This window comes from Brevibacillus sp. FSL K6-2834 (assembly GCF_038592925.1).
In the GTDB taxonomy this organism is placed as follows: domain Bacteria; phylum Bacillota; class Bacilli; order Brevibacillales; family Brevibacillaceae; genus Brevibacillus; species Brevibacillus borstelensis.
Genome location: NZ_CP151945.1, coordinates 4,899,412 through 4,919,956, shown reverse-complemented (window position 1 = coordinate 4,919,956; position 20,545 = coordinate 4,899,412). Strand labels below are relative to the sequence as shown.

General features: G+C 50.6%; 18 protein-coding genes. 16 read left to right on the top strand and 2 right to left on the bottom strand.

Annotated features, from left to right (window positions below):
* The first annotated feature begins 11 nt into the window (after window positions 1-11).
* From NST96_RS23965 to NST96_RS23915, 11 genes are all read left to right on the top strand, one after another.
* Window positions 12-1,103 (top strand): hypothetical protein, encoded by a 1,092-nt coding sequence (locus NST96_RS23965; protein ID WP_340701099.1) that lies wholly within the window; start codon window positions 12-14, stop codon window positions 1,101-1,103.
* Between the two features lie 87 nt (window positions 1,104-1,190).
* The gene (locus NST96_RS23960; RefSeq protein ID WP_024984623.1) at window positions 1,191-1,598 is read left to right on the top strand and encodes an ankyrin repeat domain-containing protein; all 408 of its coding nucleotides are present in this window, start codon (window positions 1,191-1,193) and stop codon (window positions 1,596-1,598) included.
* Window positions 1,599-1,748: 150 nt separating this feature from the next.
* Complete coding sequence (locus NST96_RS23955) at window positions 1,749-2,432, top strand: SOS response-associated peptidase (RefSeq protein WP_003390143.1); 684 nt, start codon at window positions 1,749-1,751, stop codon at window positions 2,430-2,432.
* A 424-nt stretch (window positions 2,433-2,856) separates the two neighbouring features.
* Complete coding sequence (locus tag NST96_RS23950; protein ID WP_122957844.1) at window positions 2,857-3,138, top strand: sulfite exporter TauE/SafE family protein; 282 nt, start codon at window positions 2,857-2,859, stop codon at window positions 3,136-3,138.
* Between the two features lie 27 nt (window positions 3,139-3,165).
* Window positions 3,166-4,362: an FAD/NAD(P)-binding oxidoreductase gene (locus NST96_RS23945; protein ID WP_122957861.1), complete on the top strand. Its 1,197-nt coding sequence runs from the start codon at window positions 3,166-3,168 to the stop codon at window positions 4,360-4,362.
* An 88-nt stretch (window positions 4,363-4,450) separates the two neighbouring features.
* Window positions 4,451-5,884, top strand: a complete 1,434-nt coding sequence (locus NST96_RS23940) for an MBL fold metallo-hydrolase (RefSeq protein ID WP_342404892.1) — start codon at window positions 4,451-4,453, stop codon at window positions 5,882-5,884.
* A gap of 205 nt (window positions 5,885-6,089) precedes the next feature.
* Entirely contained in the window at window positions 6,090-6,971 is an 882-nt protein-coding gene (locus NST96_RS23935; protein ID WP_322630250.1) for a PatB family C-S lyase, read from the top strand.
* Entirely contained in the window at window positions 6,872-7,261 is a 390-nt protein-coding gene (locus NST96_RS23930; protein ID WP_327925947.1) for an aminotransferase class I/II-fold pyridoxal phosphate-dependent enzyme, read from the top strand. The genes NST96_RS23935 and NST96_RS23930 overlap by 100 nt, the downstream gene beginning before the upstream one ends.
* Window positions 7,262-7,283: 22 nt before the next feature.
* Window positions 7,284-8,687, top strand: coding sequence for an L-cystine transporter (locus NST96_RS23925; RefSeq protein WP_243014883.1), 1,404 nt, complete (start codon window positions 7,284-7,286; stop codon window positions 8,685-8,687).
* A gap of 165 nt (window positions 8,688-8,852) precedes the next feature.
* A complete protein-coding gene (locus tag NST96_RS23920) occupies window positions 8,853-9,407 on the top strand; it encodes an RNA polymerase sigma factor (RefSeq protein ID WP_003390136.1) in 555 nt (184 codons plus the stop codon).
* On the top strand, window positions 9,404-11,092 hold the full coding sequence (locus NST96_RS23915; RefSeq protein ID WP_003390134.1) for a DUF4179 domain-containing protein: 1,689 nt from the start codon (window positions 9,404-9,406) through the stop codon (window positions 11,090-11,092). The genes NST96_RS23920 and NST96_RS23915 overlap by 4 nt, the downstream gene beginning before the upstream one ends.
* 233 nt (window positions 11,093-11,325) lie before the next feature.
* Here NST96_RS23915 and NST96_RS23910 read toward each other — a convergent pair whose 3' ends face one another.
* On the bottom strand, window positions 11,326-12,402 hold the full coding sequence (locus NST96_RS23910) for a hypothetical protein (RefSeq protein ID WP_338463188.1): 1,077 nt from the start codon (window positions 12,400-12,402) through the stop codon (window positions 11,326-11,328).
* Window positions 12,377-12,967, bottom strand: coding sequence for a sigma-70 family RNA polymerase sigma factor (locus NST96_RS23905; RefSeq protein WP_003390131.1), 591 nt, complete (start codon window positions 12,965-12,967; stop codon window positions 12,377-12,379). Before NST96_RS23905 ends, NST96_RS23910 begins: the two co-directional genes overlap by 26 nt.
* 606 nt (window positions 12,968-13,573) lie before the next feature.
* Here NST96_RS23905 and NST96_RS23900 point away from each other — a divergent pair.
* The 5 genes from NST96_RS23900 to NST96_RS23880 all read left to right on the top strand — a co-directional run bounded on the left by NST96_RS23900 (window position 13,574) and on the right by NST96_RS23880 (window position 20,532).
* Window positions 13,574-15,442 (top strand): sigma-54-dependent Fis family transcriptional regulator, encoded by a 1,869-nt coding sequence (locus tag NST96_RS23900; protein ID WP_039070220.1) that lies wholly within the window; start codon window positions 13,574-13,576, stop codon window positions 15,440-15,442.
* Between the two features lie 22 nt (window positions 15,443-15,464).
* Window positions 15,465-16,283 carry a biotin/lipoate A/B protein ligase gene (locus NST96_RS23895; RefSeq protein ID WP_003390128.1) on the top strand — a complete coding sequence of 273 codons (819 nt, stop codon included), beginning with the start codon at window positions 15,465-15,467 and terminating at the stop codon, window positions 16,281-16,283.
* 610 nt (window positions 16,284-16,893) lie between these two features.
* Window positions 16,894-18,159 (top strand): group II intron reverse transcriptase/maturase, encoded by a 1,266-nt coding sequence (gene ltrA, locus NST96_RS23890; protein ID WP_024985202.1) that lies wholly within the window; start codon window positions 16,894-16,896, stop codon window positions 18,157-18,159.
* 324 nt (window positions 18,160-18,483) lie between these two features.
* Entirely contained in the window at window positions 18,484-19,476 is a 993-nt protein-coding gene (locus tag NST96_RS23885; RefSeq protein ID WP_251237800.1) for a thiamine pyrophosphate-dependent dehydrogenase E1 component subunit alpha, read from the top strand.
* 18 nt (window positions 19,477-19,494) lie between these two features.
* Window positions 19,495-20,532, top strand: coding sequence for an alpha-ketoacid dehydrogenase subunit beta (locus NST96_RS23880; RefSeq protein WP_003390124.1), 1,038 nt, complete (start codon window positions 19,495-19,497; stop codon window positions 20,530-20,532).
* Window positions 20,533-20,545 lie beyond the last annotated feature (13 nt).

Sequence of the window (20,545 nt, the reverse complement as noted above, 5' to 3'; positions counted from 1 at the left end):
GGAGTTCCCAATTGAAAAAATACATGCTGTTTCTGCTCGTATCCATCCTGTTCATAGCAGGCTGCCAGAATACGGATGAAATGCCTTTGCAAAATAAAACACCGCATCTGGCAGTCATCAAACAAGCAGGAAAATCCAATGTTGTTACTTTGGATAAAGACTACAAAGTAGTAAAGGAGAAGAAAATCGGCAAATTCCTGATCGATGCACAGATCGATGGGCAAACGCTGTATCTGATTGATCCAGGAATTGAGGAGCCCAGAAAAGACCTGTACGCCGTGAATCTATACGACCTTTCGTACGAAACATTGACCCTGCCCTACATTCCGCAAAAGCTTTTTATTCACGATCGAATCGCGTATATTGCTTCATCCGTGGAATCCCGAAATGTGGGTTTTCATTTCATGCTTGTCGATCTCGACACTTTTTCTCTCATCGAGACGCTAACCGTACCTGGGGCCGTGCGCTCTATGATCCCGGCAGAAAACGGCATAACGATGTACGTGAACTCAGGCGGGGCGCATAATTATGGGCAGTATGCAAAAAAGGTCCAAATTGGCAAAGCCGAGACGGGCAAGTACCAAATCATAACCATGAACGATATTCCGGAAGAACTTCCGCCCAATGGCGTTGTTCCATTTCAGGATCACTATATAGCTGTCTATGCCGGGTTCGCCAAAGGACCTAAACCGAAGTGGGTGAAACGTCCGGAATCTTATACGAGCAAAATGAAGGTGCTGAATCCGAAAACAGGTTCTGTCTTGCAGGAGATCACTTTGGAAGAAACCTTTCCTCAATCCATTGTGCGAAAGGGAGACATAGCCTTCGTTAATCATTTTACGGACCTGGACATGACGGGGGACACGATCTCAGTCTATGACCTGAAAAAAATGGAGCTGAAAGCAAAGCTGCAATCCCCAACGCCTTCCTCTATCGCTTTGGATGGTTCAAACCTCCTTGTCTCGAATATGACACAGGGGACCCTATCGGTGTTTGATACTGAGGAGCTTAAACAGAAGCAACAAGTGGCAGTTGGCGAGTGGCCTTCCAAAGTGCTTGTCGTTCCAGAAAGGAATAAGCAAAGCAGCCTTCCGTTGAAATGACTCTGTTACGTAAACAGGATGCAAAGAGTTAGGCTTGCTGCTGCCATATACGTTCATAGGGGTTGTCTATAAAGAATGAGGTGCGATATGAATAAACGATATTTGATTTTTGCCCTATTCACTGTGCTTGTTGGAATCGGTTTATTTCAGCTTTCCGCTGTTTTTCACCTCGGGCAAACGAAGAATTACAATGACAATTACGATGAAACCTTCAACCCAAATGAGTTCATCCGTGCTGCACAAAACGGCAATGTGGACGAGGTAAAGCCGTTCATCCAGAATAATATGAATCCCGATGTTACAGACAATGATGGAAGAACGGCGCTTTTACATGCTGTCATCGGGAAAAAGCATGAGGTAGCGGAGTACTTGCTAATGAACAAAGCCGATCCCAATATCAAAGATTTTTATGGAGACTCGCCGTTAAAAATCTCAAGGGAAATAAACGACGCAAAGCTCACAGAGTTATTAGAGAGAAATGGGGCAAAAGAATAGCGGGATTATGAAGAAAAAGCGCCTTCGGGGGCTTTTTTGTTATGTACCGGAGAGTAGGAGAGGGGATGACACGTCTAATCGCTCCCGTGCTTCGGGGAGGGGGTATTTTTGTTGGGAATGAGGAATGCTGGTGGCAGGAGGGAATTGCCTATGTGCGGGCGCTTTACGCTTGTCACCGACCCGGAGAAGCTGATGAGCCGGTTTCAACTGCAGGAAATCCTGTTCGACCTAAAGCCGCGGTACAACATCGCCCCCGGCCAGCCAATTCCGGCCATTCTAGCTGACGGAGGGCGCCAAAGACTCGGACAATTGCGCTGGGGGCTTGTTCCGTCATGGGCTCAAGACGACAGGAACAGTTATAAAATGATCAATGCGCGGGCCGAGACTTTAACCGAGAGGCCGGCTTTCCGAAAGCTCTTTGTCCGCAAGCGATGTCTCATTCCGGCTGACGGCTTTTATGAATGGAGGCAAACGCAAAAAGGCAAGCAGCCCATGCGCATTATGATGAAAAATGAGGAACCGTTTGCTTTTGCCGGTCTCTTTGATACCTGGACAAATGCAGATGGGGTGAAGCTTCATACCTGTGCAATCATTACGACCAGTGCCAACGAGGTTGTCGCAGGCATCCATGACCGCATGCCCGTTATTTTAAAGGGACCTGAGGAGGAAGCAATTTGGCTGGATCGCGATACATGCGACTCTGAATTGCTGAGGTCGCTTCTCACTCCTTACGATGCGGCGCAGATGCGAGCCTACCCTGTCTCCCATATTGTCGGAAGTCCAAAAAATGATGTAGCGGAGTGTATACAGGAAATTGCCGAACCGGCGTGGTAGAGCCCGTTCCCGTTTTGGGAGAGGCGAGGTATAAGATTTGCAAGGTCACCTGAAAGGGTGGCTTTTTTGCGTAGCTTCCCGAATCTCTGCCTGCCTTTTGCCAACAATGCCAAACCGTTGTCAGTGTTGCAAGAGGCTTCAAACTCAGATTGTGACTGAATATTCCGTTAATTACTCTTTCAAAGCTGACAATTGCGCATAAAAGCGACAAGCGAAAAATGACGATTTGACGGGAAAAATCGAATTGGCACGATGCTTGCTATTACTCATGGTCAAGTATGTCTGAAGGGAGGGCAAGCGAGTCGGGAAGGAGGGAGTTATCAAAAGGACGGGTGTTGTCCAAAAGGCCGATGTTGTCAGAAGGAGAAGGTTGAGCAGACATCGATTCACGTGATTCTCGCAATCATGTCGTTGCTCCAATTTCATTCCGCACGCCAGGGCCGGTCATGTCCGATGGAAAACAGCGGTGATTTTTGCCATTCTTGGTGCAATAGGAGCATATTTCGGATCGTTTGCCGGTACATTGATACCTGAAAACCAATTATTGTTTTTATTTTCCATCTCGATGATGAGCATGGCTGTCCGAATGTCTATGCCAAAGAAAAAGCAAGAGGAGGCGAGTGCTGCTGGTGAGCAGGTCAATGTTTGGCGGGCCGCAGTTGCCATTTACATGCTGTTTTTCAATGCAGAGGCCTTGAATATGTGACTTTACATGGGGATGGGGTGGATGGAAATGTCAGTTGCTCACTACAAAATCGTGATTGTAGGCGGAGGCAGCGCAGGCATCTCGGTTGCAGCACGTCTTCTGCGCAAGTCGCGTGATTTGTTCGGAAAGATTGCCATCGTAGACTTCTCGACGAAGCATTACTATCAGCCATTGTGGACGCTTGCCGGTGCCGGTGTCGTTCGCAAGGAGGTTACCGAGCGCGAGGAAGCATCGCTGATCCCGAATGGCGCGAAATGGGTGCAAGATGCCGTTACTGAATTTTTGCCGAACGAAAACACCGTCGTAACCGCGTCCGGAGACAAAATCCGCTACGACTATCTGGTCGTTTCAGCGGGCATCCAGATTGATTGGGAGAAGGTAAAAGGGCTGAAGGAGAGTATTGGCAAACACGGGGTTTGCAGCAATTACTCTTATGATTACGTCGAGAGCACATGGGACAATATTCGCAGCTTTACGGGCGGCACGGCGATTTTTACCAACCCCAATACTCCCGTAAAATGCGGCGGGGCTCCTCAGAAAATCATGTATTTGGCGGATGATTACTTTCGCAAATCAGGCGTACGCTCCCGGGCATCCATCCGTTTTGTCTCCGGCGGAGCGAGCATATTCGCCGTGAAAAAGTATGCGGATGCTTTGCAGAAGGTGATTGAAAGAAAACAAATCGAGACACGGTTCAAGCATAATCTCGTTGAAATTATCGGTGATAAAAAACAAGCGGTCTTTGTGAACATGGATACCAACGAGCGTGTGATCATGCCCTATGACATGATTCATGTCGTGCCGCCGATGAGCGCCCCCGATTTTATCAAAAAAAGTCCGCTTGCGGCAGGCGACGGTTGGCTCGATGTGGATAAATACACGCTGCAGCATAAACGGTTTGGGAATGTTTTCGGGGTGGGGGACTGCACCAATTTGCCGACATCAAAAACGGGCGCCGCGATCCGCAAGCAGGGGCCGATCGTCGTGCAAAACCTGCTGGCCATGATCAGCGGAAAGCCTGTTTGCGACAAATACAACGGATATACCTCATGCCCGCTCGTGACCGGCTATGGAAAATTGATATTGGCGGAATTCGATTATGAGCTCAATCCCCAAGAGTCGTTTCCCTTTGATCAATCCCGTGAAAGGCTCAGTATGTATTGGCTGAAAAAGGATTTGCTTCCCGTGATGTACTGGAAGGGCATGCTCAAAGGGATGATGTAAAACCAAACCATTCCGCACAAACGCTTTGCTTACCGATCTCTTGTCAGATCGGACAAAAATTAATGAAAAGATGGATGGAGGCTGACTTATGCTGCTCAAGTATTTCTATGATGACAAATTGGCCCAGGCATCTTATCTGGTGGGATGCCAGGCTGCCGGCGAGGCCATCGTCATTGATCCTGCCCGCGATATCGAAACATATGCCAAAGCTGCAAAAGCAAACGGGGTGAAGATCGTTGGCGTGACGGAAACACACATTCATGCCGACTTTCTTTCCGGCGCACGGGAAATCGCTTCGAGATTCGGAGCTGCCTTGTACTTGTCCGATGCAGGAGGGGCGGATTGGCGCTACCAATACGCAAGCGAATACAAGCATTGCTTGCTAAAGGACGGGGACACCTTCCAGATTGGCAATCTGACGTTCGAGGTGCTCCATACGCCGGGACACACCCCCGAACACATATCGCTGCTGTTGACAGATGGCGGTTCTTCGGCAAACGAACCGATCGGGATTTTCACAGGGGACTTCGTGTTTGTCGGTGACGTGGGGCGTCCAGACCTTTTGGAAAAAGCGGCAAAGGTAAGCGGCTCCGCTGAGGAGATGGCACGGAAAATGTTTCACTCGCTGGCGCGATTCAAAAAACTCCCTGACTATCTGCAAGTCTGGCCCGGGCATGGGGCGGGCAGCGCGTGCGGCAAGGCGATCGGGGCCGTCCAATCGTCCACGGTCGGCTATGAGAAACGGACGAATTGGGCGTTGCAGCATGAGCATGAAAATGATTTTATCCAGGAATTGCTGGCGGGGCAGCCCGAGCCGCCAACCTATTTTGCGATGATGAAGCAGCTCAATAAAATGGGCCCACAACTGGTGCAAGAGATAGCAGCTCCGTTGCAAGCAGAGGCTTCATTAGACGCAGTAGAGGCATGGGTGCAGCAAGGCATGGTTGTCGATACCCGTCCGGCAAGCATGTTCGCCCAAAGGCATTTGCCGGGAGTCATCAATATTCCTTATGACCAATCATTCGTCACGTGGGCTGGCTGGCTGCTCGACTATGATCGGCCCATCTACCTGTTGGCCGACAAGCAGTCCGTTCCAGATATTCGAAAGGCTTTGCAGTCAATCGGATTGGACCAGGTCGCTTCCACGATGGATCTGGATGTGTTCGAGCTCCATGATGACTCGAAGTTCGCCAAATACGAGGAGGTAACGCCAGAGGAGGTAGGGGAGCAAGTACAAACGGGACAGATATACGTTCTAGATGTCCGTTATGCAAAAGAGCATGCTGATGGCTGTATTCCCGAAGCGAAACACATCATGCTTGGATACTTGCCGGCAAGCATTCAGGAATTGCCCCGTGACAAACCGATCCTGGTCCAATGCAAATCAGGGAGAAGATCCGCCATCGGGGTGAGCCTTTTGCAGGCACACGGCTTCAAAAATGTTCGGAACTTGATCGGCGGCTTTGACGAATGGGTGAAACAAGGGCTTCCCATCGTAAGGCGAGAGACAAGGAGAACCTAATCGAACATGGACATGGACCAGGTAGGTTTATGAGCACGATGCTGCCACTCGGGATCGAGAAGCCTGTATTCGCCTGTTTGGCAGGTCTGTATCACAGTGGCTCTGGCCGATGAAAATAGACGGTTGCCGAAAGGGAATGGCTGCCTGCTTTTTTACAGGCAGCGCAACAATAAAATGAAAGCGCCATCATGGGGAGGTTAGGTACATGCACTACGATTTCGATCAAGTCCACAACCGATTTCACACTGATTCGATCAAGTGGGACAGAACGGAAAAGCTGTTCGGTGACAAAGATATCCTGCCCATGTGGATAGCCGACATGGATTTTCGCTGCCCTCTGCCCGTCATTGAACGTCTGATCAGCAGGGCGGAGCATGGGATTTTTGGCTATACAGCGAGGTCCGACAGCTATTTTGAGTCGTTTGCCGGCTGGGTGAAACGCCGGCATCATTGGGAGATCAAAAAAGAATGGATACGCTGCAGTCCAGGCATTTTAACAGCATTGAGCATCATTGTCCAAACCTTTACGGAGCCGGAAGACAAAGTGATCATTCAGCCGCCGGTGTACCATCCCTTTCCCGGTATTGTGCAAAAAAATAACCGGGAGCTGGTGCTAAATCCGCTGATGCTGAACAATGGCCGGTATGAAATGGATTACGACGATCTTATCGGCAAAATCGATCCAAAGGTAAAGATGATCATTCTTTGCAACCCGCACAACCCGGTCGGGAGAGTGTGGACAAAAGCGGAGCTTGAACGCTTGGGCCAAATATGTGCCGAGCATGACATCCTTGTAGTATCCGATGAGGCTCACTTCGATCTGATCCACAATGGACATCGCCATACGCTGTTTGCCAGCATTTCGGAACCGTTTGCGCTTGGGTCGATTACATGCACAGCACCAAGCAAAACATTTAATATGGCAGGTCTGCAAATGTCCAACATCATCATTCCGGATCAACAGAAACGGGCGATGTTTACGAAAGCATTGGATATGCTTCATCTGAGTCTGTCCAACACATTTGGCCTGCCGAAACGGCCTACCGACACGGTGATGAATGGCTGGATCAATGCCTCGCGTATGTAGGAGACAATCTGGCTTTTCTGACAGACTTTATTGAAGCCCATATAAAGCCAATCAAAGTGATCCAGCCGGAAGGAACCTATCTGGTATGGCTCGATTGCCGCGAATTGGGAATGGATGCGAAGACACTCGAACAGTTCTTTCGAAAGCAGGCCAAGGTGGCATTGGACGAGGGCTACAAATTTGGGAAGGGAGGAGAAGGGTTTACGAGAGTGAATATCGCTTGTCCACGGTCTGTCCTGGAAGAGGGCTTGCAGAGAATGGCCAGTGCCGTTCACAAATGGGTCCAATAAACCATGAAAAGAGGGAGTCCTCATGACTGTACAGGTGCTTCTGAACATCCTGGGCATGCTGATCATTCTATTCATCCTGTATTCCATGCAAAAGAGGTTCGTCTCTTTTACCAAGCGGGTGTTTGCCGCATTGGGCCTGGGAATACTGTTTGGCCTCTTGCTGCAATTTGTCTACGGATCAGGGTCTGAAGTGATCAAGCTGTCCGTCGATTGGTTCAACATCGCGGGGAATGGCTATATCAAATTGCTGCAGATGGTTGTCATGCCGCTCGTGTTCATTTCGATCCTGTCCGCATTCACGAAAGCGACGCTGTCGCACAATATCGGCAAAATCGGGGGCTTGATCATCGGGTTACTGGTTGGCACGACTGCGATTGCTGCGGCAATTGGCATAGGGGCATCGCTTGCGGCCGATTTGCAGTCCTTGCAGCTGGATCAGGGAGCAAAAGAGGTCGCCCAGATAGAGAAAATCGAAAAAACATTGGGGAATCTTGAGAACATGTCCGCACCGCAAAAACTGGTAGAGCTCCTCCCCGGCAACCCGTTTCTGGATCTGACGGGAGCGCGTCCGACATCGACGATTGCGGTCGTGATCTTCTCCGCCTTCTTGGGCATGGCTTATCTGGGAGTGAAGCGGAAAAAAACGGACCAGGCCGACATGTTTGCGAAGATGACCGACGCCCTTTACACGATCATCATGAGAGTCGTGACATTGATTCTGCGACTGACTCCATACGGCGTGCTTGCCTTAATGACAAAAATAGCGGCGACGAGTGATCTGAATGCCATTTGGCGGCTTGGCAAATTTGTGCTGGCTTCGTATGTCGCTCTGCTCATTATGTTTGGTGTTCACCTGCTGCTTATTGCGCTCTCTGGCTTAAATCCTTTGACCTACGTAAAGAAAGCGATCCCTGTCCTGACCTTTGCCTTTACCTCGCGTTCCAGTGCAGGCACCCTGCCGCTAAATGTCCAAACACAGCACAAAGAATTGGGCGTCCCCGAGGGAATCGCCAATTTTGCAGGATCATTCGGAATTTCGATCGGGCAAAATGGATGCGCCGGAATTTATCCGGCCATGCTGGCAGTCATGGTCGCACCTGCGGCAGGGATCGACCCGACGAGCCCAACCTTTATTTTGACCTTGATCGCTGTCGTGGCCATCAGTTCCTTTGGTGTTGCAGGGGTAGGCGGCGGAGCAACGTTTTCGGCGCTTATTGTCCTCTCCACGATGAACCTGCCAGTGGCACTGGTCGGGCTGCTTATCTCAATCGAGCCGCTGATCGATATGGCACGGACAGCCGTCAACGTAAGCGGGAGCATGACAGCAGGATTGCTTACAAGCAAGGTTACGAAACAGTTGGATATGGGGATTTACGGGAAACATGCAGGCGCCGAAGATAGCATTCCGCCATTGCAAAATCTGTAAGATCAAAAAGAGTAGAATGTAAAGGCTGTCCGGGATCATCCCGGCAGCTTTTTTGTGTCAGGAAAGAAAAAAATGCGATTTTTTTCCTCCATTTTCCGTCGTATATACATGTACAGCAAAAAGGCGACCGCTGCGCAGCGACCTTTTTGAATGGGAGGAGAACAGATGCAGGACGACAAGATGATCGTGGACGAGGTCCTCCGAGGCAACAAAGAGGCCTTTGCTCAGATCATACAAAAATATAATAGGCGAATCACGCTTCTGATCCGCAAGATGTTAGGGCAGCCGCCCCATGAGCAAGACATCGCTCAAGAAATATTTATCAAGGTGTACTACCATCTGGGCGACTACAACAAAAGCTACGAATTTGGCGCATGGCTGTACAGGATCGCGACCAATCATTGTTTCGATGAACTGCGAAGCCGAAAACGGTCGATAATGGTTACGAACACAGAAGTGGAGCTGGCCACCAGTCATACGCCCGAAGCGGAGTACCTTGTCAAAGAGCAAAACTCTTATTTGCAGGATCGGATAAAGGCTTTGGATTCGAAGCATCGTGTCGTCCTGGAAATGCGGTATCTCCAGTACATGAGTTATGAAGAAATCAGTAAAAAGCTGGGTGTTCCGATCAGCACGGTTCGTACGCGTCTGTCCAGAGGGAAGACAAAACTGAAGGAAGCGCTGACGAGAAGAGGCAAAGGAGGGGACTGCTATCTATGACATGCCTGGACAAAGACATGCTGGATGCTTATCTGGAAGACTCACTTTCTTTGCGGGATAGACAAAACGTACAAAATCATCTGCTCACCTGCTCGGCTTGTCAACGGCTGTTCGAGCAGTATTTGGACGAGTCGGGTACGCTTGGGGAGCAGGAAAAATGGCACACCGATGCAGTCATTCAGCAAGTCATGGAAAAGGTCCCGCCTCATCCCCTGAATGTGTTGAGACGGATCGATAGACACCGAGCCCAGAAAATAGACTGGAAAAAACGGAGTGTTGCTTTGATGAAAAAAACGACGATGGCTGTAGCAGGACTGGCTGTGGTTGTGGCTTTGGGAACACTTGTGTCACCGACTTTCGCTTCGTATGTGAATGGACTGTTCTATGCAGCAAATCCGCTGAAAGGGCCGTATACCGATACCGAGAGCGTTGTCAGCTTGTATTCAGAAGAGCAGACAGATAAAGGAGCTCTCGTAGCTGCCGAGAAGGGATATGTAAAGCCGCTTAACCTGAAAGTGACGGATCAGGGCCTGACCATGGAAATGAAGGCAGTGTTGGCCGACTCTGCTCGAATCATGGTTCTGGGTTCGCTTGCCGACAAGGAGGGGAAAAAGCTGGATACCTTCTGGCAGGACCAGTTCAGCAGAATTTCCAGTGAAAATGTGGAAGAGTATCGAGTCATCCAGTTAAAAGACAAAAATGGGCGTGTCTTGAACCCGCCTAATTCAAAGCTTCCAGATTCATTTCGATGGATGCCTCTGCCAAACGGTGAGAATTTTGTAATCGGACGTGATTTTGCAGAGCTATTTGACGATCGGAGCAGGCTGCCGGACGAAGCGATACTCGAAGTACGGGTAAAGCAATTGGGAGAGACGAAAGGGAGCTGGAACTTTGATATCCCGATTGATCTGCGACCGGCAAAAGCAGCGACAAAAACGGTCTCCGTCCAGCAGAAGCTCACGACACCGCAAGGAGAATGGATCGATCTGAAGGAAGCTCGTTTTAGCCCAAGCGCGGCTCAGCTGCAGTTTGCCGTCAGCGAGGGGACCGGCCGGGACAAAGGTGTCCGGTACAGCCTGATTGATGAGCAGGGAACGGTTTTGGCTTCTTGGGACGACTTGCATGTGATTTATCCCGGTGAAGAGCTGAGCAGCAATGTCATACCGGGTTTAAGTCGAGGTGGAATGTATAATGCAGGACGTTTGCCCTATAAAAACGTCTGGGTTCATTCCTTCGCTCCGATTGATCACACAAAAAAAGTAACAATGAAACTGGATGCTGTCTATACAGCAGAAAAAGCTGATTTTCGTGCGAAGCTTTCGATTGCTGAACTGGATAAAAAGCCAGTGACGGTCACAGAGGAAGGAAATACGTTTACGTTTACACCCGTCAAAAAGCAAGAGCGTGGGGATGATACCATTTACATCATTGATATGGAAGGCACTTTGGCAAAGGATGTTGTGGGTGTTGGGAAAAGCTGGATGGCAACAGACGAGAAGGGAGAGTCCAACGCTCTTTTACTCAGTCCCCAAATAACCATCGCAGAGGACGGCACAAGGAAGCTGAATGCCCAGATTAAGATCAGGACGAAAAATAAAGACGTGAAAGAGTTCACGATCACGTATGATGAGAAAATCAAACAGCATGATGTAAAATGGGAAGTTCCGATCCAGGTAGAGCAATAGCAACGAAGCCTTTCTTCAACCTTTCAAACAAGGGTGGAAAAGTTTATAAATCAACCCTTGACGCTAGACTTTTCCTGTCCTACACTCACAGGCGGTTGAAGAAAGGTCCCGCCAACAAACTGCGGATTTTGTACGCTAAGCCCCGTTTGATCTAAAAAAGCCGGTTTCCTGAACGATAAGGAAACCGGCCTCTTATTCTTGTTACGAATCTCGATTGATACTGTGGTGACTGGTCAGTTCTTCGCTGGCGTTTCAGATTTGTGTTCAATAACATGTACTACTTTTGGTTCAAGTGCTTTCATCATTTGTTCCTTTACATGATTGCTTACACTTGCTCCATTTTGGTCAGCTTGTAGCTCTTTTTCAACCTGTGTTTTTGCAATCACATCAATCACTTGTTGTTTAGAGACATTTTTAGAGGCGGCAACCTCCACAACAGATTTGCCTTTTGCTAATTCTTGTTTCAATTCTGTTGGGCTCATGTTTAGTAAAGAAAACAGGTTTTCATCATTTAAAAAGGAATCAGCAAAAGTATCAGGCTTGCCATCTCTGGTGAAAAAGCCTTCTACTTTAACAAGGTTTGAAGGTGTACGCTCGCCTCCGTGCAGAGTAACATCTATTCTATTGTCCTTAACAAATACCTGGTAGAACGGTATTTGGGACCCCTTTTCGATGTAATTCAATCGAAACGTCTTTTGATGCGGCTCCCCCATTGGCTCCATAGAAACCTCATAGCCGTCGATGCTGCCATACATTTTGTCAATGAGGTTATTTACTTTCTCTTTGATTTCCTGATTGGTTAAAGAACTGACGGGCTTCTCCTCCCAATTCTCTTGAATCACGCTGTCAATCTTGCCCGTAACACCGATGGTAAGGCTGATCTTTTTGCCGGCTCCTCCCTTTTCCTGCAGTGCGATGCTTGTCTGGATCGCTTGCTTTTTAGTTGAATCAGCGGGGGCTTCTCCAAGGTAGCTTGCATCGACAATCTCAAACGATCTTGTTTCGGGAAATGCGCTATACAGCTTCTCCAGTGCTGCTTTGCCAACCTCATCCACCTTGACTTGTTCAGCAGTCATTGGTGTTCTGGTAAGCATTTCAATCAGGGCAGGGGCCGCAAATGCTGCGGTTGGAATCAAAAACGCAGCAGCAACGATTCCGCCAATTACTCGTTTTTTCATGGGTTTTTCGCTCCTTTTTCGTTGCAAATATTGATAGTAGGATTGTTCGATTCGTTTGGAAATGGCCGGAGGGCACTCCATCGTTTCTGCCTCTTCGTGCAGATGCTCACGGATTTTGCGTTCGATAGTCATTGATCTTTTCCATCCTTTCCAGGGGGAGATTCCCTAAGTTTTTTCGAAGCGCCTGGAGGCCAGCATGATATCTAGACTTCACTGTACCCAGCGGAATGTCGAGCAAAGTCGCAATTTCTTCAAGGGTATAGTCGTGAAAAAAGCGGAAGATAATCACTGTCCGCTGTTTGTCGGTCAGTTTTCGTATGGATTGCGATATCATTTGGTTTGTACCATCCATCAAAGCAGTATGTTGATCCCAATAAGACTCTTCCCGAGAGAAGGCACGGATGCGTTCAAAAATTCGGAATCTCCTCCAGCTCTTGACCCGAAATCTCTGCACTTGACGGATTACCAAGCCGTGCAGCCAAAAGTGGAAAGGACGGTTCGTATCGTAGTTGGCAAGTGAGGTCCACATTTGCATATAGATCTCATTCATGATATCTTCCCGATCCTGCTGATGATCCACCAGAAAGGAGACTGTCCGGTAGATGTCCTTATAGGTGGCATCATACACCGTATGAAACGCCTGTTGATCACCCTCTTTCATTTTTATGAGTAATTGGTACATCTCTTCATTTTGCATTCAGAGGGCCCTCCTGAGTAAGCAGCTTACACCCTATATTGCCTCTCTATGGGAAAAAGGTTCGGGTCTCTTCTTAATTTTTTTCAAACGGTTGAGTGCGAGGGACATTTCACCTTCTGCCGGATCAGTCACCGTACAATATTTGCTAATAGATGAAGCAAGAAGCGATGAGTTTCAGTTGATGGTAAAGGAATTGGCTGATTTAGTGCCACATCATCCTGGCGGTATTGTGAAGGTTAACAATCTGTGGTTAAGGTCATATTCCGTGTAAAACTGATGCCCTGTCAGTCGATACGGGCAAAAATACAGTTTTGTCCATCATAAATGATTATCAGACTTTGCGTGAAACTCGCTGGGTGTTTTTTTTTGCGAAGCAGAAATCACAGAAAGCCATTCGCTATCCCAAGCTACAGGAGAAGAAAAATTGAAAGAAAAAGGCAAACTATAATGAGCTGGCTTTTCGACGGAAACACCGGCAGCCAAGACAAAGAGGTCATTTTCGGAATATTGAGAAACCGGATGAAAACAGGTAATCTATAGATATTCCCTTATCCATGAAAAGCAAAGGAGGGCGGCTCCTTGTATAACGAAACGCTTTCTTCGAAAATGTGGAAACGTTTTGTACAAGAAGGTGTTATCGACTCTGCACGCATCAACAAGCGAATCTCTGAATCGTGGCTTCGCTGCAAAAACAGGTATGTCGATCCCTATCTGGGGACGGGACGGGAAATTTTGAAGGGCGAGTCTTTTGACAGCCAGAAGCGGAAGCATCGGCAATTGCTCGAAATTACCTTGCCGCATGTGGAGAAAATGTCCAAATTTATTGAAGACACCGGGATGATCGCCATCCTGATAGACGCTGAGGGTTATGTGCTCTCCATGAAAGGGAAGAAGTCCATTTTGCAATATGCCGAAGATATCAATTTCGTGGAGGGCGTTCGCTGGACCGAAGAAGAGGTGGGAACAAACGCGATTGGCACAGCGCTCCATGCCGGAGAGCCGATCCTGATCAGCGGCCCGGAGCACTATTCGGTGGCTTCCCATAAATGGAGCTGCTCGGCCGCGCCTATTCACGACGACGAAGGCAAACTGGTCGGCATCCTCGATATCTCGTGCCCGCTGGAGCGAAGCCATCCCCATATGCTGGCCATCGTTTCCTCCATCGCTTATACCGTAGAGCAGGAATGGAGCAGAAGGCGCGAGCTGGAAGAGCTGGAGCTTATCCGCTGTGGATGGGAGCTGGCGGAGACGAATCAGCCGATCGTGATTTTGAACCTGCGACAGCAGGTCGTTTTCGTCAACAAAGCTGTTCGTCAAAAGATGCTGCAGTGGCCGGGAGCATGCGACTACCAGGACCTGTTGGACGAGTACCGCTATGTGGAACGAAAGCGTACGCCTGTCTACTCCAGGCAGCACGGAGGACTGCTCGGGTACTGTGCGGTATTGCTGGAGTCCGAGGCAAGCATCCGGTGTTTGCAAGCTCCGTTTCCGTCCAGTCAGATTCAGTTCCCGGGCGAAGCAGGAACAAGCAAAGCGTTCCGGCACGTTCTCGGGCAAATCGAACGCATCTCCAAAAGCAGCGCCAATGTATGCATCCGGGGGGAAAGCGGGACGGGGAAGGAGCTCGTCGCCCGGGCCATTCATCTGAACAGTCCGTACAAGGCGGGCCCCTTCGTTGCGGTGAATTGCGGCGCCATCCCCAAAGACCTGATCGAAAGCGAGCTGTTTGGCTATGCGGAAGGGGCCTTTACCGGATCGCGGCGCCACGGATATAAAGGAAAGCTGGAGCAGGCAAACGGAGGCACCTTGTTCCTCGATGAGATCGGCGAGATTCCGCATCAGATGCAGGTTGCCCTGCTGCGCGTTTTGCAGGAAAGGAAGGTTACGCCGATCGGCAGCCATGCGGAAATTCCGGTAAATATTCGCGTCATTGCCGCTACGCACCGGGACCTGGCCCTGCTGGTGAAGGAAGGGAAGTTCCGGGAGGACTTGTACTACCGTCTGCACGTGTTCCCGCTCTATCTGCCGCCGCTGCGCGAGCGGAAAGAAGACATCCCCAGTCTGATTCGCTTTTTCTGCCAGCAGAATAAAGTGGAGCTGCCGGCTATCCCTCATGTCATGCGGCAGCTGATGGAATACGACTGGCCCGGGAACATTCGGGAGCTGTTCAATACATTGGAGAGGCTCAGCATTATCGGCGAAGAGGAGCTGCCATACCTCCTGCATGAACAATTTCAGACCGGGGCGGGAGGGGCAGCGTCCCCAAACCTGATGGCTGGATCGCTGACTGCTGTGAAAGGCGGTGGCGAGAGCGGGGGCGGCCGTGCGGAAACGTTGACGTACCGCGAGGAGCTTGAAAAGCAATCGATCATCCAGGCTTTGCAGAAAACGAATGGAAGCGCTTCCGCTGCAGCTGGTCTTTTGGGAATGCCACGCAGCACCTTTTACAGGAAATTGCAAAAGTACAACCTGTAAGGCAGCGCGGAAAGGAGATGGAATGGACAAAGCAAGCTTGCCTGCTCGGCTAGGCGCTATCGATGCCGCAGCCAACGTGATGACAGGAGACATCGTGGTTCCGTTTGCTTTCGATGAAGTGTACGGAAGGCAAGTAGGGCACGGCCTGCTGGAGCCCGCTGTTCATCTATGGAGGCATGAAAGAGCGTTTGTGCTCGGGTCGAGAGACTGGAAGCTGCCCCGGGTCCGGGAAGCTGTCCAGTGGCTGCAGGGACAAGGCTATTCCGTGACGGTTCGCAATTCAGGAGGAGCGGCAGTGCCGCTGGACCCCGGCGTCGTCAATCTGTCCCTGATTTTGCCCAATCGGCAAGGCGATCTGGATGTACAGCGCCACTTTGCCCTGATGGCGGAGCTCATCCGGCAAAGTCTGAAAAGCCGGTCTTGCAGGATCGAAACCGGGGAAGTAAGCGGCTCGTACTGTCCGGGAGAATTTGACGTCAGCGTCAGGGGGAAAAAGTTTTGCGGAATCGCCCAAAGAAGGCAGACGAGAGCAGTCATCGTCCAGGCATTTGTGCTGGTCGAAGGAAGCGGCGAGGCGAGAGGAAAGCTGGTCAAAGCGTTTTATGATCTCGCCGCCGGGGGAGCGTCTGCGGCAGACCATCCCATCGTGGAACCGGCCCGCATGTCGAGTCTGTCGGAGCTTGTGGGGGACATGACCGCAGAAGACTTTGTCGGGCTGCTCACACAGCAGCTTGCCTCGCTGTCATCACTCGTGCCGTACAGCGACTGCTTGCGGTTTGAGCTGGACGGCTTGCAGCAGGCTGTGGACGATTGCCGCAGGAGGTACCCTGTGCACGTGTAAGGAAAAAACAAAAGCGCAGCCATCGGTGTTTTCCGCACCGGTGGCTGTTTTTTTGGTGCGCCCAGCATGGGCGATAGCTATAGGGTGAAAGTCCCGAACGGGGGTTGGCTGTACCAACCGTTAGCTCAAGGCAAGGGTGTCGACCGCGAGGTCGAATCTGAAGGAAGCCGGCGGCAAAATCCCGACCTGAGGTACACGAACCCAATTTGAGGCTGTTGTATCCGGGCGAGTCTGCCAAACAAGACAAAGCCCCATACAGCCAAGGGATACAGTAGTAAACTTGGGCAGGTACATGGGATGAAAGTTATCGTTCTTACCTGGGGAGGTCTGCATGAAACGCCTTCAACTGTTGGTAACCGTCTCCGTAAGGAGACGCTGAACATGCAGAAGTCAGCAGAGGCCATAGTACCCGAGTAGAGGACGCTTGAATGGGGAAGGGCCGAACATCAAGTCAGCATGCGATCCATGTCTTTTGATACGGTACGTCGAAGCAGAATTCTGTCAAGGAACTACTTTTGAAGAGCAGGGGTGAAGCCCCGAGGGTACAAAAGAGGGCTGAGTATCGTACAGCAAGCACGGAGTCCGCATGTGCGAAGGAAGGAACATCATTATGGATTTGCTGGAAAAAGTCTTATCACGGGAAAACTTACGGATGGCACTCCAACGAGTGGAGGAAAACAAAGGTGTCGGTGGAGTCGATGGTGTTTCAACCGAACAACTACGCGATTATCTACGTGAACACTGGCAAGCCATCCGCGAGAAGATGGAAAGGGGAACCTATAGACCTTCACCTGTTCGCAGAGTCGAAATCCCGAAACCTGACGGTGGTGTAAGGTTATTAGGCATTCCCACCGTGGTAGACCGCTTTATTCAGCAGGCCATCCTCCAAGTGTTAACGCCGATCTTCGACCCCACCTTCTCGGAATCTAGCTATGGGTTCCGTCCAAAACGTAGCGCTCACATGGCAGTAAGGAAAGCGCAAGCGTATATCTCCGAAGGATATCGTTTCGTGGTGGACATCGATCTAGAGAAATTCTTTGATCGCGTAAATCATGATATTCTAATGAGCCGTGTGGCTCGAAAAGTTCAGGACAAGAGAATTTTAAGACTGATTCGTTCCTACTTGAATGCGGGGATCATGATAAATGGCGTCTGTACAACATCAAGTGAAGGAACACCGCAAGGTGGGCCGTTAAGCCCACTTTTGGCAAATATCCTACTTGATGATTTGGACAAGGAACTCGAAAAGAGAGGCCACCGTTTCTGCCGCTACGCAGACGATTGTAATATCTACGTGAAAACAAAACGGGCAGGGGAACGAGTAAAGAAGAGTATTCAAAACCACTTGGAGAAGGTACTAAGGCTAAAAGTAAATGAGGAGAAAAGCGCGATAGACCGACCATGGAAACGAAAATTCTTGGGCTTTAGTTTTACCTTTGCAAAACAGACAAGGATTCGCATCCACCCCAAATCCCTCCTCAAGCTAAAAGAGAAAATCCGCACGATCACGAATCCGGTGTGGAGCATCTCGATGGAGAAGCGGATTGAAAGAATAAATCAGTACCTCATGGGCTGGATTGGATATTTCGCCCTTGCAGACGCGAAGGGCATTCTACAATCCATTGAGGAATGGACAAGGCGCAGGCTCCGTCTTTGTTTGTGGATGCAGTGGAAACGCGTGAGAACCAGATATCGAGAACTTCGTTCTCTTGGCATATCTCACGTAAAAGCCATTGAAATTGCAAATACCCGCAAGGGTGCATGGCGTACCACAAAATCTCCGCATATACACAAAGCCCTCGGCATTGCCTACTGGCAACAACAAGGGCTGAAAAGCTTAGTGCAACGATATTCTCAAATTCGTCAAGCTTGGTGAACCGCCGTATACCGAACGGTACGTACGGTGGTGTGAGAGGACGGGGGTTAGTCGCCCCCTCCTACTCGATTCCAAAAGCGGCTCTGGGGTACGTCTGAGACAAAATGAGACAGTTTGGGAATTCGTCTCATTTCGTATTGCAAGATAATGGGACGACGCGCGGACAATGCCCGTTTTTCAACGAAGCGGCGGTGTTTGCCGCGTTGGCACACGACTTGCTTCGGGTATAGGGCAAGGAAGGGGGAAGGCTGGCCGAAGCTGGGAATCGTGTGCGAGTAGTTGATTTGCGGGTTGTAAGCTCAGGAAAGATGGGAGGAAGCTCGAATGAAGATAACCGCGACAAAGGATAAGGTGTTGTCACAGGAAAAGGCGAGATGGATGTATCAAAAAATGCTGGAGATTCGCAAGTTTGAAGATGCCGTGCATCTCCTGTTTGGCCAAGGGAAGCTTCCGGGATTTGTTCATTTGTACGCTGGCGAGGAGGCGATTGCGGTGGGAGTCGGAGCCCATCTTGAAGTGGGGGACACGATTACGAGCACACACCGCGGGCACGGCCACTGCATTGCCAAGGGCTGCGATCTGGACGGGATGATGGCCGAGATTTACGGAAAGGCGACGGGGCTGTGCAAAGGGAAAGGCGGCTCCATGCACATCGCCGATCTGGACAAAGGGATGCTGGGAGCAAACGGCATCGTGGGAGGAGGCTTCCCTCTGGCGTGCGGAGCGGCTTTGACAGCCAAGCTGAAGCGGACTCAAAGTGTAAGCGTCTGCTTTTTTGGCGACGGAGCCAACAACCAGGGGACATTCCATGAGGGGATCAACCTGGCGGCGATTTGGAAGCTGCCCGTGATCTTCGTCGCCGAAAACAACGGATACGGGGAGGCGACGCCATTTACGTATGCCTCCAGTTGTACAAATATAGCCGACCGCGCAAGCGCTTACAATATCCCCGGTGTTATCGTGGACGGCAAAAATGTGCTGGAGGTCTACCGTGTCGCCGAAGAAGCGGTGAAAAGGGCCAGAGCGGGAGAAGGGCCGACCCTGATCGAGTGCATTACTTATCGCAACTACGGTCATTTCGAGGGCGACGCCCAAAAGTATAAAAAGGAATCGGAAAAACAGGCCCACATCCAGGAACGCGATGCGATCAAGCTGTTCCGGGATTATCTGACGGAAAGCCGGCTGCTTGCAGAAGCTGAATTGGGGCAGATAGAGGAAGCGGTGGAACAGTCGATTCAGAACGCGATCCGCTTTGCCGAGCAGAGTCCATACCCGGAAGCGGGCGAGCTCTTGACCGATGTATACGTCTCTTATTAATGGAAGGGAGGAGAAATGATGGCGAGAAAGCTCAGTTTTTCAAAAGCGATTAATGAAGCGATGAAGATTGCGATGAAGCAGGACGAAAACGTCATTTTGCTGGGAGAAGACGTAGCCGGAGGGGCGCAGGTCGATCATCTGCAGGACGATGAAGCATGGGGCGGCGTTCTTGGCGTGACCAAAGGCTTGGTCCAGGAATTTGGCCGGGACCGCGTACTCGATACGCCGATTACGGAAGCCGGTTATGTGGGGGCGGCCATGGCTGCAGCCGCAACGGGCTTGCGGCCGATTGCGGAGCTGATGTTCAACGATTTTATCGGCAGTTGTCTCGACCAGGTGATGAACCAGGGGGCCAAATTCCGCTACATGTTCGGAGGCAAAGCCCAGGTGCCGATCACGATCCGCACGATGCACGGGGCCGGATTCCGCGCTGCGGCCCAGCACTCGCAGAGCTTGTATGCCATGTTCACCCACATCCCCGGCATCAAGGTGGTGGTTCCGTCGACACCTTACGATGCGAAAGGCTTGCTGCTGACGGCCATCGCCGACAACGACCCGGTCGTTTTCTTCGAAGACAAAACCCTCTACAACATGACGGGTGAGGTACCGGAAGGACACTATACGATTCCTCTCGGGAAAGCGGACATCAAGCGCACCGGCTCCGATGTGACCATCGTCGCCATCGGCAAACAGGTGCACACGGCTCTGGAGGCGGCCGAGCTGCTCGCCAAGAAGGGCATCGAGGTCGAGGTGGTAGACCCGCGCAGCTTGTCGCCGCTGGACGAAGACACCATCCTCTCCTCCGTAGCCAAAACCAACCGGCTCATCGTCATCGACGAAGCCAATCCGCGCTGCAGCATTGCGACCGACATCGCGGCGCTCGTCGCAGACAAAGGCTTTGACACGCTCGACGCGCCGATCAAACGGATTACGGCTCCGCATACGCCTGTGCCGTTCTCGCCGCCTCTGGAAGACCTGTATTTGCCCTCTGCGAAAAAAGTGATCGAGGTCGTCTCCGAATTGATCGGCGACGAGTCCATCATGGCGGTTTCCTGAAAAAGCGGGGCAC